The organism is Streptomyces sp. MBT65, from assembly GCF_016612545.1.
Lineage (GTDB): Bacteria > Actinomycetota > Actinomycetes > Streptomycetales > Streptomycetaceae > Streptomyces.
Genome location: NZ_JAENRY010000007.1, coordinates 40,565 through 53,543, shown reverse-complemented (window position 1 = coordinate 53,543; position 12,979 = coordinate 40,565). Strand labels below are relative to the sequence as shown.

Annotated in this window: 11 protein-coding genes; 2 read left to right on the top strand and 9 right to left on the bottom strand. The window is 70.4% G+C overall.

Annotated elements, in window-relative coordinates:
- Positions 1–15 precede the first annotated feature (15 nt).
- The 5 genes from JHN63_RS03550 to JHN63_RS03530 all read right to left on the bottom strand — a co-directional run bounded on the left by JHN63_RS03550 (position 16) and on the right by JHN63_RS03530 (position 5,755).
- On the bottom strand, positions 16–993 hold the full coding sequence (locus JHN63_RS03550; protein ID WP_200677177.1) for an NADPH:quinone oxidoreductase family protein: 978 nt from the start codon (positions 991–993) through the stop codon (positions 16–18).
- A complete protein-coding gene (locus JHN63_RS03545; RefSeq protein ID WP_200677176.1) occupies positions 990–2,180 on the bottom strand; it encodes an acyl-CoA dehydrogenase family protein in 1,191 nt (396 codons plus the stop codon). The genes JHN63_RS03550 and JHN63_RS03545 overlap by 4 nt, the downstream gene beginning before the upstream one ends.
- The gene (locus tag JHN63_RS03540; protein WP_200677175.1) at positions 2,177–2,944 is read right to left on the bottom strand and encodes an SDR family NAD(P)-dependent oxidoreductase; all 768 of its coding nucleotides are present in this window, start codon (positions 2,942–2,944) and stop codon (positions 2,177–2,179) included. Before JHN63_RS03540 ends, JHN63_RS03545 begins: the two co-directional genes overlap by 4 nt.
- Positions 2,945–2,994: 50 nt before the next feature.
- Positions 2,995–4,143, bottom strand: coding sequence for an acyl-CoA dehydrogenase family protein (locus JHN63_RS03535; protein WP_200677174.1), 1,149 nt, complete (start codon positions 4,141–4,143; stop codon positions 2,995–2,997).
- 139 nt (positions 4,144–4,282) lie between these two features.
- Positions 4,283–5,755, bottom strand: a complete 1,473-nt coding sequence (locus JHN63_RS03530; protein ID WP_200677173.1) for a FadR/GntR family transcriptional regulator — start codon at positions 5,753–5,755, stop codon at positions 4,283–4,285.
- A gap of 192 nt (positions 5,756–5,947) precedes the next feature.
- On the opposite strand from JHN63_RS03530, the gene JHN63_RS03525 reads away from it, so the two are divergent.
- Together JHN63_RS03525 and JHN63_RS03520 are read left to right on the top strand one after the other, a co-directional pair.
- Positions 5,948–7,147, top strand: a complete 1,200-nt coding sequence (locus JHN63_RS03525; RefSeq protein WP_200677172.1) for an acyl-CoA dehydrogenase family protein — start codon at positions 5,948–5,950, stop codon at positions 7,145–7,147.
- 149 nt (positions 7,148–7,296) lie between these two features.
- Positions 7,297–8,538, top strand: a complete 1,242-nt coding sequence (locus JHN63_RS03520) for a cytochrome P450 (protein WP_200677171.1) — start codon at positions 7,297–7,299, stop codon at positions 8,536–8,538.
- 4 nt (positions 8,539–8,542) lie between these two features.
- Here the strand turns inward: JHN63_RS03520 and JHN63_RS03515 are convergent, their stop codons facing one another.
- Genes JHN63_RS03515 through JHN63_RS03500 form a run of 4 tightly spaced genes read right to left on the bottom strand, consistent with a single transcriptional unit; the run spans position 8,543 to position 12,974 of the window.
- Positions 8,543–9,688 carry a thiolase family protein gene (locus JHN63_RS03515; protein WP_200677170.1) on the bottom strand — a complete coding sequence of 382 codons (1,146 nt, stop codon included), beginning with the start codon at positions 9,686–9,688 and terminating at the stop codon, positions 8,543–8,545.
- A 37-nt stretch (positions 9,689–9,725) separates the two neighbouring features.
- Positions 9,726–10,874, bottom strand: a complete 1,149-nt coding sequence (locus JHN63_RS03510) for a CaiB/BaiF CoA-transferase family protein (RefSeq protein WP_200677169.1) — start codon at positions 10,872–10,874, stop codon at positions 9,726–9,728.
- 52 nt (positions 10,875–10,926) lie between these two features.
- A complete protein-coding gene (locus JHN63_RS03505) occupies positions 10,927–11,691 on the bottom strand; it encodes a crotonase/enoyl-CoA hydratase family protein (RefSeq protein ID WP_200677168.1) in 765 nt (254 codons plus the stop codon).
- A gap of 32 nt (positions 11,692–11,723) precedes the next feature.
- A complete protein-coding gene (locus JHN63_RS03500) occupies positions 11,724–12,974 on the bottom strand; it encodes a MaoC family dehydratase N-terminal domain-containing protein (RefSeq protein ID WP_200677167.1) in 1,251 nt (416 codons plus the stop codon).
- Positions 12,975–12,979: the final 5 nt, after the last annotated feature.

Below are 12,979 nucleotides of genomic sequence, written 5' to 3'. Positions count from 1 at the left end.
TTCGGATGGCTTTTGCTACGACGTGAGATCCAGGACCACCTTGCCGGTGGTCCTGCGCTCGGCGACATCGGTCAGGGCGCTCGCGACCTCGGCGAGGGCATGGACGCGGGAGACCAGCGGGCGCATCCCGTCCCTGACCATCCCGGCGAGGGCACGGTCGGCCGCGGCCACGGCGTCCGGGGAGTACTGCCGTACCGTACGGATCTCGAAGCCTCGGACCACCAGGTCCTTGAGCAGCACCAGGTTCAGCGGGATGCGCGGGATCTTCCCGTCGGCGTACCCGACCGTGACGAACCGGCCGCCCCGGCGCAGCGCCCGCAGCGCGGCCTCCGCGTGGTCGCCGCCCACCGGGTCGATCACGAGGTGGGCGCCCTCGCCGCCGGTCAACTCCCTTGTGCGGAGCTTGAGATCCTCGTGGACGTAGTCGACGCCGGCCTCGGCCCCGAGCTTGCGGGCGACCGTCAGCCGCTCCTGGCTCGACGCGGCGGCGACCACCCGCAGACCGAGCCGCGTCGCGATGTCGACGGCCGCCGAGCCGACCCCGCCGGCCGCACCGAGCACCACCACCCACTCCCCCGCACTGCCCTGTCCGACGGTGACGAGGGAGTGGTAGGCGGTGGCGTAGGTGACGTGGAACGCGGCCGCGTGCACCATGTCGAGCCCCTCGGGCACCTGCCGCAGACTCGCGACGGGCACCACGACCTGTTCGGCGAACGCGCCGGTGAGCACCGCCCCGGCGACCGGTGAGCCGACAGGTGGACCGGACACACCCGGGCCCAACTCGGCGACCACACCGGCGAATTCGCTGCCCGGCGTGAACGGCAGTGGCGCGGGCACCTGGTAGCGGTTCGCCACGATCAGTACGTCCGGGAAGTTCACCGCCGCCGCGTGCACGCGGACCAGTACCTCCCCGGGTCCGGGCCGGAGGTCGTCGAGTTCGACGGCCGAGAGGCCACCGGGTGGCCCGTACTCCGTACAGCGTGCGGCCTTCATCGGGTCCTCTCCAAGGTCGGCATCGCCGGGTCACGGGGCAGGCCGAGCACCTGCTCGGCGATCGTGTTGCGCTGGATCTCTGCGGTGCCCGCGCCGATCGACGAGGCACGGGTGCGCAGGAACCCCCATACCCAGCGCCCGCGTTGGACCGCGTGCGGGTCGCGTCGGTCGAGGATGCCGTACGGTCCGAGCAGGTCGAGCGCGAACTCGTGCAACTCCTGCTCGAAGGTCACGATGGACAGCCGTGCCGTCGAAGAGGCCGGACCTGGCTCGCCCTTGGCCATGATGTCGGCGATGGTGCGCATGCCGGTGAGCCGCATGACACGGACGCGGATCTCGAAGTCGGCGAGCCGGTCACGGACGATCGGGTCGGCCGTGGCACCGCGCTCGTGGGCGAGTTCGATCAACTCGTCCAACACCCGGCGGTACAGGGCCGCTTGGTTCATCGCCCCCGCTGCTCGCTCATGTCCCAGGCTCGTCCGCACCAGCGGCCAGCCGCCGTTCTCCTCGCCGATGCGGTTGACTGCCGGGACGCGGACGTCGTCGAAGAAGATCTCGCAGAAGTGGGCGTCACCGGTCAGGTCGCGCAGTGGCCGTACGGTCACTCCGGGGGCGTGTGCATCGATGAGGAGGTAACTGATGCCGTCCTGGCGGGAGTCGGGCGGTCCGGTGCGGACCAGGGTGAAGACGATGTCGGCGATGTCGGCCGAACTGTTCCACACCTTCTGCCCGTTGACGACGTACTCAGCGCCCTCGCGCCGTGCCGTCGTGCGCAGCGCGGGGAGGTCCGAACCGGCCTCCGGTTCGGAGTAGCCCTGGGCCCACACCATGTCGCCGCGCAGCATGGGGCGCAGATGGCGCTCCTTCTGCTCGGGCGTGCCGTACTTGATGAGGGTGGGCGCGGCGATGCCCAGTCCGGTGCCCAGGGGTCCGGGGACGCGGGCGCGGGCGTACTCCTCCTGGTAGCTGACCTGGCGGGCGAAGGACAGGTCCATGCCGCCGTACTCGCGCGGCCAACTCGGGCCCGCGTAACCGGCGTCGTAGAGCGTGGCGAGCCATTTCTTCTGCCAGGCGACCCGTTCGCCGGGGTCCTTGGGGCGGCGTCCGGGGTGATGCTCCGTCAGAAAGGCCCGCAGACGGGCGCGGAACTGCTCGTCGGTCTCACCGGTCCCGCCGTCCGCCGTCATCGCGGGGCCATGCGGATGGCGCCGTCGAGACGGACGGTCTGGCCGTTGAGGTACGGGTTCTCCAGCATCTCCACGGCGAGGCGCGCGAAGTCGTCCGGGTCACCGAGTCGCTTGGGGTGCGGGACCGAGGCGGCGAGGCCGTCGCGGATGTCGGCGCGGAGGCGGCCGAGCATCGGGGTGTCCATGATGCCGGGGGCGATGGTGTTCACGCGGATCTGCCAACTGGCCAGGTCCCGGGCGGCGACGAGGGTGATGCCGTGGACTCCGGCCTTGGCGGCGGTGTAGGAGGTCTGCCCGATCTGGCCGTCGAAGGCCGCTACCGACGCGGTGAGTACTACGGCACCCCGGTCGCCGTCGACGATCTCGTTGCCGGCGAGGCGGGCGGCGGCCAGGCGCAGCACGTTGTAGGTGCCGATCAGGTTGACGCGTATGACCTCGGCGAAGGTGTCGAGTTCGCCGGGGTTGCGGTCGCGGTCGATGATCCGGGTGCGGTCGCCGCCGCGTCCGGCGCAGTGCACGACGGCGCGCAGGGTGCCGAGTTGCTCGGCCGCGTCGAGGGCGGCGGTCACCTCGCTCGCGTCGGTGACGTCGGTGCGGACGAAGCGGGCGGCCTCGCCGAGGTCGGCGACCGCCTTGACGCCCTGTTCCTCGGAGATGTCGGCGAGGACGACACGTCCGCCGCGTTCGATGACGCGGCGTGCGGTGGCGAGGCCGAGCCCGGAGGCGCCGCCGGTGACGAGTGCCGCTGATCCGTCGATGTTCACACCCAACTCCTCATGGACTGCCGTGTTTTGAAGGCGAATTCTGTAGGGATCTACAGGCCCAGGGACTTGCTGATGATGAGCTTCATGACCTCGCTGGTGCCGCCGTAGATACGGGTCACGCGGGCGTCCGCGTACAGGCGGGCGATCGGGGATTCGAGGATGTAGCCGTAGCCGCCGTGCAGTTGGAGACAGCGGTCGACCACGCGGCCCTGTGTCTCGGTGCAGACCAGCTTGGTGCGGGCCGCGTCCACCGGGTCCAGTTCGCCCGCGACGAGCGCGGTGATCGCCGCGTCGAGCAGGGCTTGCGCGGCCGTCAACTCGGCGTCGAGGGCAGCGAGTTCGAACTTCGTGTTCTGGAACTGGGCCAGCGGTTTTCCGAACACGTTCCGGTCGCGGACGTAGGCGACGGTCAGGTCGATCGCGGTACGGGCCTGGGCGACCGCGCCGACCGCGATGGCCAGGCGCTCCTGGGCGAGGTTGCGGCCGAGGAGCGTGAAGGCCGCGCCTTCCTCGCCGAGGAGGTTGGCGGCAGGCACGCGGACGTCGTCGAAGGCGAGTTCCACGGTGTCCTGGACGGCCAGGCCGATCTTCTCCAGCTTGCGCCCGACGGTGAAGCCGGGCATGCCCTTCTCCACCACGAGGAGGGAGAGACCGGCGCGCCGGTTGTCCGGGTCGACGGTGGTGCGAGCGACGACGATCACCAGGTCGGCGTGGTGGCCGCCGGTGATGAAGGTCTTGGCGCCGTTGAGGACAAAGTGGTCGCCGTCGCGGACCGCCCGGGTGGTGATGCCGGCGAGGTCGGAGCCGGTCGCGGGCTCGCTCATCGCGATCGCGGTGTACAGCTCGCCGGACGCCAACCCCGGTAGCCAGCGGGCCCGTTGCTCGGCATTGGCCAGTCCCGTGAAGTACGGGACGACGATGTCGAGATGGGTACGCAGACCGCCGAGCGTGACGCAGGCGCGGGCGCACTCCTCCTGGATCACCGCGTTGTAGCGGTAGTCGTCCTGGCCGCCCCCGCCGTACTCCTCCGGAATCGACGTGCCGATGATGCCGAGCTTGCCCAGTGCGGTGAACAGGTCCCGAGGGACGAGTCCGGCGCGCCGCCAGTCCTCGTACGAAGGGACCACCTCGCGGGCGATGAAGTCACGGACCAGCAGACGGAAGTCCTCATGGGTCTCTTCGAACAGGGTCCGGCGCATCGGATCTCCTTCGGCTCGACCTATTCAGTATACCTAATTAGCCTCGCCCGACACAGCCCGATGCGGCGGACATGTACAGCGGAACGCCCCCGTGGGCCCGAAGGCCACACAGGGGCGTTGCCGGTCGATCGTCAGGAGATCAGTGCCACCAGGGGATCAGCGCGTCCAGGTGGCGGCGCATCCGGTGCCGGGCCACTCCGGCGTCGCCCTCGACGATGGCGTCGAGAATCCGCTGGTGGACGTGTTGGACCTCGTCCGCCGCCGTGTCGCCGGGCAGTGGTCGGTCATGGCCGGAGGCGTGGCGGCGGAACAGCTCGGTGATGATCGACAGGAACAGCGACAGCACCGGATTGTCGGAGAGCGCGGCCAGTTCGGTGTGGAAGAGGTCGGCCTTGCGCGGGTCGTCGGCGGGGCCCTCCGTGCTCCAGCGCACGGCCTTGCCGAGCCGTTCGGTCACCTCTTTGTCGCCCTCCGCGACTCTGGCGGTGACCCGGGCGACGATCCCCAGTTCGATCGCGTTGCGCACGATCCGCAGGTCGTCGGCGGTGACGCCCTGGTACTCCAGGAACAGCGCCATGGTGTCGATACTGGCCTGCGGCTCGGGCTCTGTGACGATCAGGCCGCCGCCGGGGCCGCGACGCATCCGGGCGACCGAGTGGTACTCCAACAGCCGTACGGCTTCCCGCAGTACGGCCCGGCTGATCGAGTAGCGGGCGAGCAGATCGGCCTCCGAGCCGAGCACCATGCCGGTCTGCCAGCCGCGCGCGGCGATGTCGTCGTGGATACGGGCCGCGACCACTTCGGCGAGCTTGGCCCGCGGGCCCTCCACCAGTTCCGGCTCTACGACATTGCCCGCGATCCGCTGTCCGCGCCGCACCCGGTGCTTCTCGATCCAGCCGGCCACCGACTCCAGATGCGCGGTCAACTCCGTCTGGGCGCGGGCCCCGTCGTCGGCGATCACCGCGTCGACGACGGCTTTGTGCGCGCGGTGCGAGGTGTCCTTCGCCGCGTGCATCTCGGCCTTGGAGATACGGCGGGAGGTGTGCGCGTAGCGTGCGGTGAGCCGGGTGAGCACGTCGACGAACAGGTGCAGGACCGGGTTGCCGGACAACTGACCGAGCACGGGGTGCAGCGGGTCCTGCGAGTGGACTCCGGGTTCGTCCCAGTGGTCGAGTTCGGCGTCGAGGGTGGTCCGGAGGGTGTCGATGCCCTCCTCGGTGATGCGGTCGGCGGCCAGTCCCGCGGCGATCGGCTCCAGCAGGAGGCGAGCCTGGAGCAGGTCGGTGACGCTGGTGCCGACGTATTCGAGGTAGATCACCATGGCGCGGGTGGCCGGTCCCGCGTCGGGTGCGCAGACGATCAGGCCACCGTTCGGGCCGCGCCGCATCCTGGCCACCTGGTGGTGCTCGACGAGCCGTACCGCCTCGCGGAGCACCGCGCGGCTCACCCCGAGCCGCTCCCGCAGGTCCACCTCGGAGCCCAACGACTCGCCCACCGGCCAGCCTTGGCGGATCACGGTCGCCTCGATACGGCGGGCGGTCTGCGCGGCCAGCTTGCCGACCGGGACACCGGTCTCGCCGTCGGCGGGCTCGCGGTCGACGGCAGTCGCCATGGCCAACTCCTCTGGGGCGGATATTGCGGATCCCCAGTCTATTCGTCACCTGGGCCGGAGGCGTGCGGTTCGGGTACCAGGATGCAAGTTGAGGTCACTTTTTAGGGTCGCAGGCACTGGCAACCGGGTGATCGGCCCGGTTACAGTGACCTCATTTCTGGGCCGCGGTACGAGAACAGGGAGCCGACAGCGATGCGACTGGAGTCCACGCCCGAGCTCGAGGCGTTCCGGAGGAAGGTGCGCGCCTTCGTCGCGGAGCACGCCCCGGGCATCAAGAACCGTGCGGGGGTGCGCGCACCGGAGCCGGAGTCGATGCCGGCGATCCGGGAGTGGACCGCCAAGCTGTACGAGGCGGGCTTCCTCGGGATCGACTGGCCGGCCGAGTACGGCGGCCGCCCCGACGCGCATCCGCTGGAACCGTCCGTCGTGGCCGAAGAGATCGCCCGCGCCCGGACCTGGCAGCCGATCGGCGCGGCCTCGCTGGCCTCGGCCGCGCTGCTGGAGTTCGGCACCGACGCACAGCGGGCGCGTTTCCTGCCCCGCATCCGCTCGTGCGAGGACGTGTGGTGCCAGCTGTTCAGCGAGCCCGAGGCGGGCAGCGACCTGGCGGCCCTGCGGACCCGGGCGGTTCCTGAGGGCGAGGGCGACGACGCGGTGTTCGTCGTGGACGGCCAGAAGGTGTGGACGACCAACGGCCAGCACGCCGACATGGGGTACCTGCTCGCACGCACCGACCGCGAGGCCCCGAAGCACAAGGGCATCACGGCCTTCGCCCTCGATCTGCGCAGCCCGGGTGTCGACATCCGCCCACTGCGGGAGATCACCGGGACCACCGACTTCAACGAGGTGTTCCTGGACGGCGTCCGCATTCCGGCCGCGAACGTGATCGGCCGGGTCAATGACGGCTGGCGGGTGGCGATGAGCAGCCTCGGCCACGAACGTTCCGGTGTGGCCGCGCGCGGGGTCGAACTGGTCGCCGTACTCGACGACTTGGTACGTCTCGCCGCGCACACGTCCGTCAACGGCGGGCCCGCGCTCGACGACTCCGCGACCCGGCAGGCGATCGGCGAGTTGGCCGCGCGGGTGCAGGTGAACGCCGCGCTGATCGGTCTCGCGCAGTCACGCATGCTGCACGACACGGAGCAGCCCGCCGATGCCCTCCTCGGCAAGATCTTCTTCAGCGAGCTGAATCACGACCTGGTCGACTTCGGCGTGGGCCTCCAGGGCACGGACGGGCTGCTGATCGAGGGCGACGAGGACGCCGTAGCGGACGGCTGGTGGCAGGACGCGCATCTGTACTCGCGGGCGTACACGATCGCGGGCGGGGCGAACGAGGTGCTGCGGACGCAGGTGGCCGAGCGGGGGCTCGGGATGCCGCGGGAGCCTCGCTGACTCAGCCGGTCGGCAAATAGACCACCCGGTCAATACATGTGTCACACATTTCTTCACCGGCCTCCTGGAGGTTTCCGGGAGATTGATTGTACCGATCGGTCGACGTATGGTTCCGTCAGGTGTGGGGCCGACGAGAGGACGACAGAACCATGACCGAGAGCGTGGCCGGAACCGACGTCTCCGAGGAACTGCCCGAGTACCCGTCGCCCCGATCGGGCCAGTGCCCGTTCGCGCCGCCGCCGGGGCTGCTGAAGCTGCACGACTCGGACAAGGCCCTGGTGCGGGCGAAGACCTGGGACGGTACGACCCCGTGGGTCGTCACGACGCACGCGGCCCAGCGGCAGTTGCTGACCGATCCCCGGCTCAGCGCGAATATCGGGGCGCCCGGATATCCGCACACGACCGAGGCGATGAAGGCGCACGCGGACCATATCCAGCCGTCGATCAACAACACCGACGGGGTCGAGCACACGCGGTGGCGGCGGATGCTCACGAGTTCGTTCACCCGGCACCGGATGGAGAAGATCCGCCCGGAGATCCAGCGGATCACCGACGACCTCATCGACAAGATGCTCGCGGGTCCCAACCCGACCAAGCTGAACGAGGCGCTGTCGCTCCCGCTGCCGTCGCTGATGATCTGCGCGCTCCTCGGGGTGCCGTACGAGGACCACGACTTCTTCCAGGAGCACGCGGGGGTGACCAACGCGCGCTTCAAGACGCCGGAGAAGGCGGCGGAGAGCACGGCGACCGTGCGCCGTTACATCGCCGGACTCATCGAGGGCAAGATGGACAACCCCGGCGAGGACGTCCTCTCCGACCTCGGCGCGCGCATCAAGGCGGGCGAGCTGTCCATGGAGGAGGCCGCGCCGCTGGGGCACATCCTGCTCGTCGCCGGGCACGACACCAGCGCCAACATGATCACGCTGGGGACCGCGCTGCTGCTGGAGAACCCGGACCAACTCGCGGGCCTGCGCGAGCACTCGGACGATGCGAAGTACGTGACGAGCACGGTCGAGGAGCTGCTGCGCTACCTCACCATCCCGCATCTCCTGGCACGCCGGGCCGTGTTGGAGGACATCGAGATCGACGGCGAGATCATCCGCGCGGGCGAGGGCGTCATCGCGTCGCTGCCGGCCGCCAACTGGGACCCGCAGGCGTTCCCCGACCCCGAGAAGCTCGACCTCACGCGCAGCGCGGCCCACCACCACGCGTTCGGCTGGGGCCCGCACCAGTGCGTGGGCCAGCAGCTCGCCCGCATCGAACTCCACGTCGTCTTCAGCACGTTGTTCCGCCGCATCCCGACCCTCCGACTCGCCGTCGACGTCTCGGAGTTGAAGTTCAAGGAGGACTCCCAGGCCTACGGCATCTACGAGTTGCCGGTCGCCTGGTGAGCCGTCACGGCAGCAGTTCGATGATCGTGGCGTTGGCCGTGCCGCCCCCTTCGCACATCGTCTGGAGGCCGTAGCGCAGGTTGCGTTGGCGCATCCGGGCGAGCAGGCGGGTCATCAGGATGGCGCCGGAGCCACCGAGCGGATGGCCGACCGCGATCGCTCCGCCGAGCGGGTTGAGCCGCTCGGGGTCGGCGCCGGTCTCGGCCAGCCACGCCAACGGCACCGGTGCGAACGCCTCGTTGACCTCGAAGGCGCCGATGTCCTCGATGGAGAGACCGGACCGGCGGAGCACCTTCTCGGTCGCCGGGATCGGGCCGGTCAGCATCATGATCGGGTCCGCGCCGCTGACCGCGCCCGAGTGGTAGCGGGCGATCGGCTTGAGGCCCAACTCCCTTGCCCGTTCGGGAGTTGTGATGAGGAGCGCGGCGGCGCCGTCGGAGATCTGAGAGGCGTTCCCGGCGTGGATCACGCCGTCCTCCTTGAACGACGGCTTCAGTTTGGCGAGGGTCTCGACCGAAGTCCCGCGCCGCAGGCCCTCGTCGACGGTGAACTTGGTGCCCTCGACCTCGATGGGCACGATGTGGTCGTCGAAGATGCCCGAGTCGATCGCCGCCGCGGCCTTGGCGTGCGACTCGGACGCGAACTCGTCGAGCCGGGTGCGACTGAGGCCCCACCGCTCGGATATCAGCTCGGCACCGACGCCCTGGCTGAACTGGAAACCGTCGTAGCGGGCCAGGACGGCGGGTCCGTACGGCTGACCGGTGGTCCGGTGCGAGCCGAGCGGGACCCTGGTCATGGTCTCCACGCCGCCGGCCACGACCAGGTCGTACTGCCCGGCCATGACGGCGTGCGCGGCGGAGTCGACGGCCTGTTGGCTGGAGCCGCAGGCCCGGTTGATCGTCACCCCGGGCACATGCTCGGGCCAGCCCGCCGCGAGGGCGGCGAAGCGCGCGATGTTGCTCGACTGGTCGCCGACCTGGGTCACGCAGCCCCACATCACGTCGTCGATGGTGCCGGGGTCCACGCCGGTGCGTTCCACCAGCGCGGTGAGCACATGTGCCGACAGATCGGCCGCGTGGACGGCGGCCAGGGAGCCGTTGCGCTTGCCGATGGGCGTGCGGACGGCGTCGACGATGACGGCCTCGGGCATGGAAGGGTCCTCTCGGTCGCTGGGGAATCAGGGGGAATCAGTGGGGGAACTGGACGGCGGCGCCGCTGTCGACGAGTGCGTCGGCGTCGGTGATCTCCCAGTCCCGGAGCACGGCGCGGGTGTCGGCACCCACGGGTGGTGCCGCCGGTCCCGGACTCGACGGCGTCGCCGAGAAACGGGGTGCCGCGGCGGGCTGTACGACACCGTCGCGCGTGAACAGGCTTCCGCGCGCGGCGAGTTGGGGATGTGCTGCGGCCTCGGTGAGGCCGAGGACGGGTGCGACGCAGGCGTCGGTTCCTTCGAGGACGGCCGCCCATTCGTCACGCGTGCGCTCCGCGAAGCGTTCCGCCAGGCGGCGACGCAGCTCCGGCCAGGTCGAGCGGTCGTGCTGCAGCTCCGGGTCGACGTCGAGCTTGAGCAGTTCGACCAGTCGGCGGTAGAACTTCGACTCCAGCGCGCCGACCGCCACATGCCGACGGTCCTTGGTCTCGTAGACGGCATAGAAGGGCCAGCCGCCGTCGAGTTGATTGACACCGCGCTCGTCGGTCCACACCCCGCGCCCGAGTTTCCCGAAGGTACTCGCGAGGAGGTGGGCCGTCCCGTCGACGATCGCGGCATCGACGACCTGGCCAACTCCCTTACGCCCGACGGCATGCAGGGCGGCCAGCACGCCGATCACGAGGTAGCAGCCGCCGCCTCCGAAGTCGCCGACGAGGTTCAGCGGTATCTGCGGCGGGCCTGCCGCGTCTCCGATCGCGCCGAGTGCGCCGGTGAGGGCGATGTAGGTGAGGTCGTGTCCGGCGGCCGCGGCGAGGGGGCCGGTCTGGCCCCAGCCGGTCATCCGGCCGTAGACGAGCCGGGGGTTGCGGGCGAGGCACTCGTGCGGTCCGATGCCCAGGCGTTCGGTGACGCCCGGGCGGAAGCCCTCGATCAACACGTCGGCGCGCGCGGCGAGTTGGAGGAGGGCGGCGGGTCCGGCCGGGTGTTTCAGGTCGAGTGCGACCGACCGCTTCCCTCGGTTGAGTACGTCCCCGGGGCCGCCCGCGTCGGGCTCGGCCGCCCGCTCGGGTCGGTCCACTCGGACGACCTCCGCGCCGAGGTCGGCGAGCAGCATGCCGGCGAACGGGCCCGGTCCGATGCCGCCCAACTCGACGACGCGGCAGCCGGACAGCGGTCCTGTGGTCACAACACCCTCCCTGTCGGTCTGACTTGAGGATCCTGGCGGTGCTACGACGCGGTCAGCGTCCCTTCCAGACCGGTGGCCGCTTCTCTGCGAAGGCGGCGGCGCCCTCCCGTGCGTCCTCGGACGAGAACACCGGCGACGCGATCTCGGCCTGCCGGATCCAGCCCTCCTCCAGCGTCCGCTCGGCGGCGGACTGCGCGATCTGCTTGGTCGCGGCGACGGCGAGGGGGCCGTTCGCCGCGATGGTCGTGGCGAGTTCCAGCGCGCCGGCGAGCGCGTCGCCCTCGTCGGTGAGCCGGTTGACCAGTCCGACCTCGGCCGCGCGTACGGCGGTGATGGGCTCGCCGGTCAGCAGCAGTTCCAGCGCGATGGCGTACGGGATCCGCTGCGGCAGGCGCAGTGCCGCACCCGCCCGGGCGACCAGGGAGCGTGTCACCTCCGGTACCCCGACCCGTGCCGTGCGGGAGGCCACGACGAGATCGCAGGCGAGCAGCAGCTCGAAGCCGCCGGCCAGCGCCCAGCCCTCGACGGCGGCGATCAGCGGTTTGCGCGGCGGGGTGATGGTGATCCCGCACAGCCCCCGGCCCTCGATCGCGGGACTCTCGCCGCGCAGCCAGGCCTTGAGGTCCATGCCCGCCGAGAACGTGCCGCCCGCCCCGGTGAGCACACCGACCCGCAGCTCGTCCGACTCGTCCAACTCGTCGACCGCGGCGGCCACTCCGGCGGCCACGCCCGCGTCGAGCGCGTTCTTCTTCGCGGGACGGTTGATCGTGATGACCTGGACCGCGCCACGGCGCTCCACCAGCACCTCGTCCGACATCCTGCCTCCTGATGCTCGTTCTCGATTACCGATCACTTGACCGCGAACCGCTCCAGTTCGTGGGCGACCATGCCGTCCAGGTCCGGGGCGGGCGGCGAGGGAAGTTCGACGGCCCGCTCCCTGGTCGGCAGGAGCACAACCGCCCTGCCGGGGGTGGTGACTTCGCCGCGCTGGTTCTCGCAGCGCACCTCGATGTGCACCTCGTTCCGGCCGTCCACCTGCTGCTTGTCGACGACCGTGCCGCGTACCCACGTGGTGTCGCCGAGGTAGTTGAACTTGCGGTGCTCGCAGCGGAGTTTCCACAGCCATCCGTCGTCGCCGATCCAGTCGGTGAGGAGATGGCAGAGCCAGGTCTCGCGCATACCGCCGTAGTCGTAGGAGCCCGGCAGACCGAGTTCCCGGGCCCGTTCGGGCTCCCAGTGCAGGCGTTGCACGGTGTCCGGGACGCCCAGCCGGTTAGGCGGATAGAGGCCGGGGGCCTTGCGTCGTACGGCCGCCGCGATGCCGAAGGCGCCGGGCGGGGTGAGCTGCATGCCCCAGCCGAGGTGCCAGACGACGACGTCCGTGGTGGTCAGCGGGCCCTTCACACGGGGTTGCAGTTCCTCGCCGATCTCGACGTCCTCCCAGTGGCGGGGTTCGGCGCCGCGTCTGGTCTCGGCGGCGTACGCGGCGTCGATCTCCGCCAACTGCTCGGGCGGGTACGGCTGTTGTTCGAGCGCTTCCTTGGCCCGCTTCTTCGACGTGTGCCGTTCGGCGTTGATCCAGGTGCCGCGCCGCAGGGCGTGCATCTCGCCGTGCCCGTTGGCGTAGAGGTAGTCGCGGACGACGTGTGCGGTACGTCCGCCGAAGCTGCTCCGCTTGAGCTGGACACCGACCTGGGTCTGCAACACCCGGCAGCGGTCGGCCAGTCGAAGGGGCCGCCACCACTCGAACTCCATCACCGCCTGGTAGGAGCCGAGCCCCGCGAAGGGGTCGCCCTTGAGCAGGGCCTTGGTCTCCGGGTCCGGTGTCGGGGCCGCGTCCTCGCCCATCGTGTAGAGGAAGGTCGGCGGTGCGACGAGCGCGCCCCAGCGGGTCTTCGCCGCGTACTCGGGGTCGCAGTAGAGCGGGTTGGCGTCGCCGTAGCCGTAGGCGAAGTGGCGTGAACCGTCCCAGGTGACCTCGTAGTTGTGCGGGGGGTTGCGCTGCGGCTGGGGCACGCCCAGGCGGCGCCGGGAGCGTTCGACCGCCTCGTCCGTCAGCACGCCGAACCGCTCGGCCGCCTTCTCCTCGGTATCAGTCACCGCTC

What these genes read in the sequence shown, in the direction of transcription:
- JHN63_RS03535 (WP_200677174.1), bottom strand. Translation starts at nt 4,143, where the DNA reads ATGCGCCGGACCCTGTTCGAAGAGACCCATGAGGACTTCCGTCTGCTG.
- JHN63_RS03520 (WP_200677171.1), top strand. Translation starts at nt 7,297, where the DNA reads ATGACCGAGAGCGTGGCCGGAACCGACGTCTCCGAGGAACTGCCCGAG.
- JHN63_RS03505 (WP_200677168.1), bottom strand. Translation starts at nt 11,691, where the DNA reads ATGTCGGACGAGGTGCTGGTGGAGCGCCGTGGCGCGGTCCAGGTCATC.
- JHN63_RS03545 (WP_200677176.1), bottom strand. Translation starts at nt 2,180, where the DNA reads ATGACGGCGGACGGCGGGACCGGTGAGACCGACGAGCAGTTCCGCGCC.
- JHN63_RS03525 (WP_200677172.1), top strand. Translation starts at nt 5,948, where the DNA reads ATGCGACTGGAGTCCACGCCCGAGCTCGAGGCGTTCCGGAGGAAGGTG.
- JHN63_RS03550 (WP_200677177.1), bottom strand. Translation starts at nt 993, where the DNA reads ATGAAGGCCGCACGCTGTACGGAGTACGGGCCACCCGGTGGCCTCTCG.
- JHN63_RS03530 (WP_200677173.1), bottom strand. Translation starts at nt 5,755, where the DNA reads ATGGCGACTGCCGTCGACCGCGAGCCCGCCGACGGCGAGACCGGTGTC.
- JHN63_RS03515 (WP_200677170.1), bottom strand. Translation starts at nt 9,688, where the DNA reads ATGCCCGAGGCCGTCATCGTCGACGCCGTCCGCACGCCCATCGGCAAG.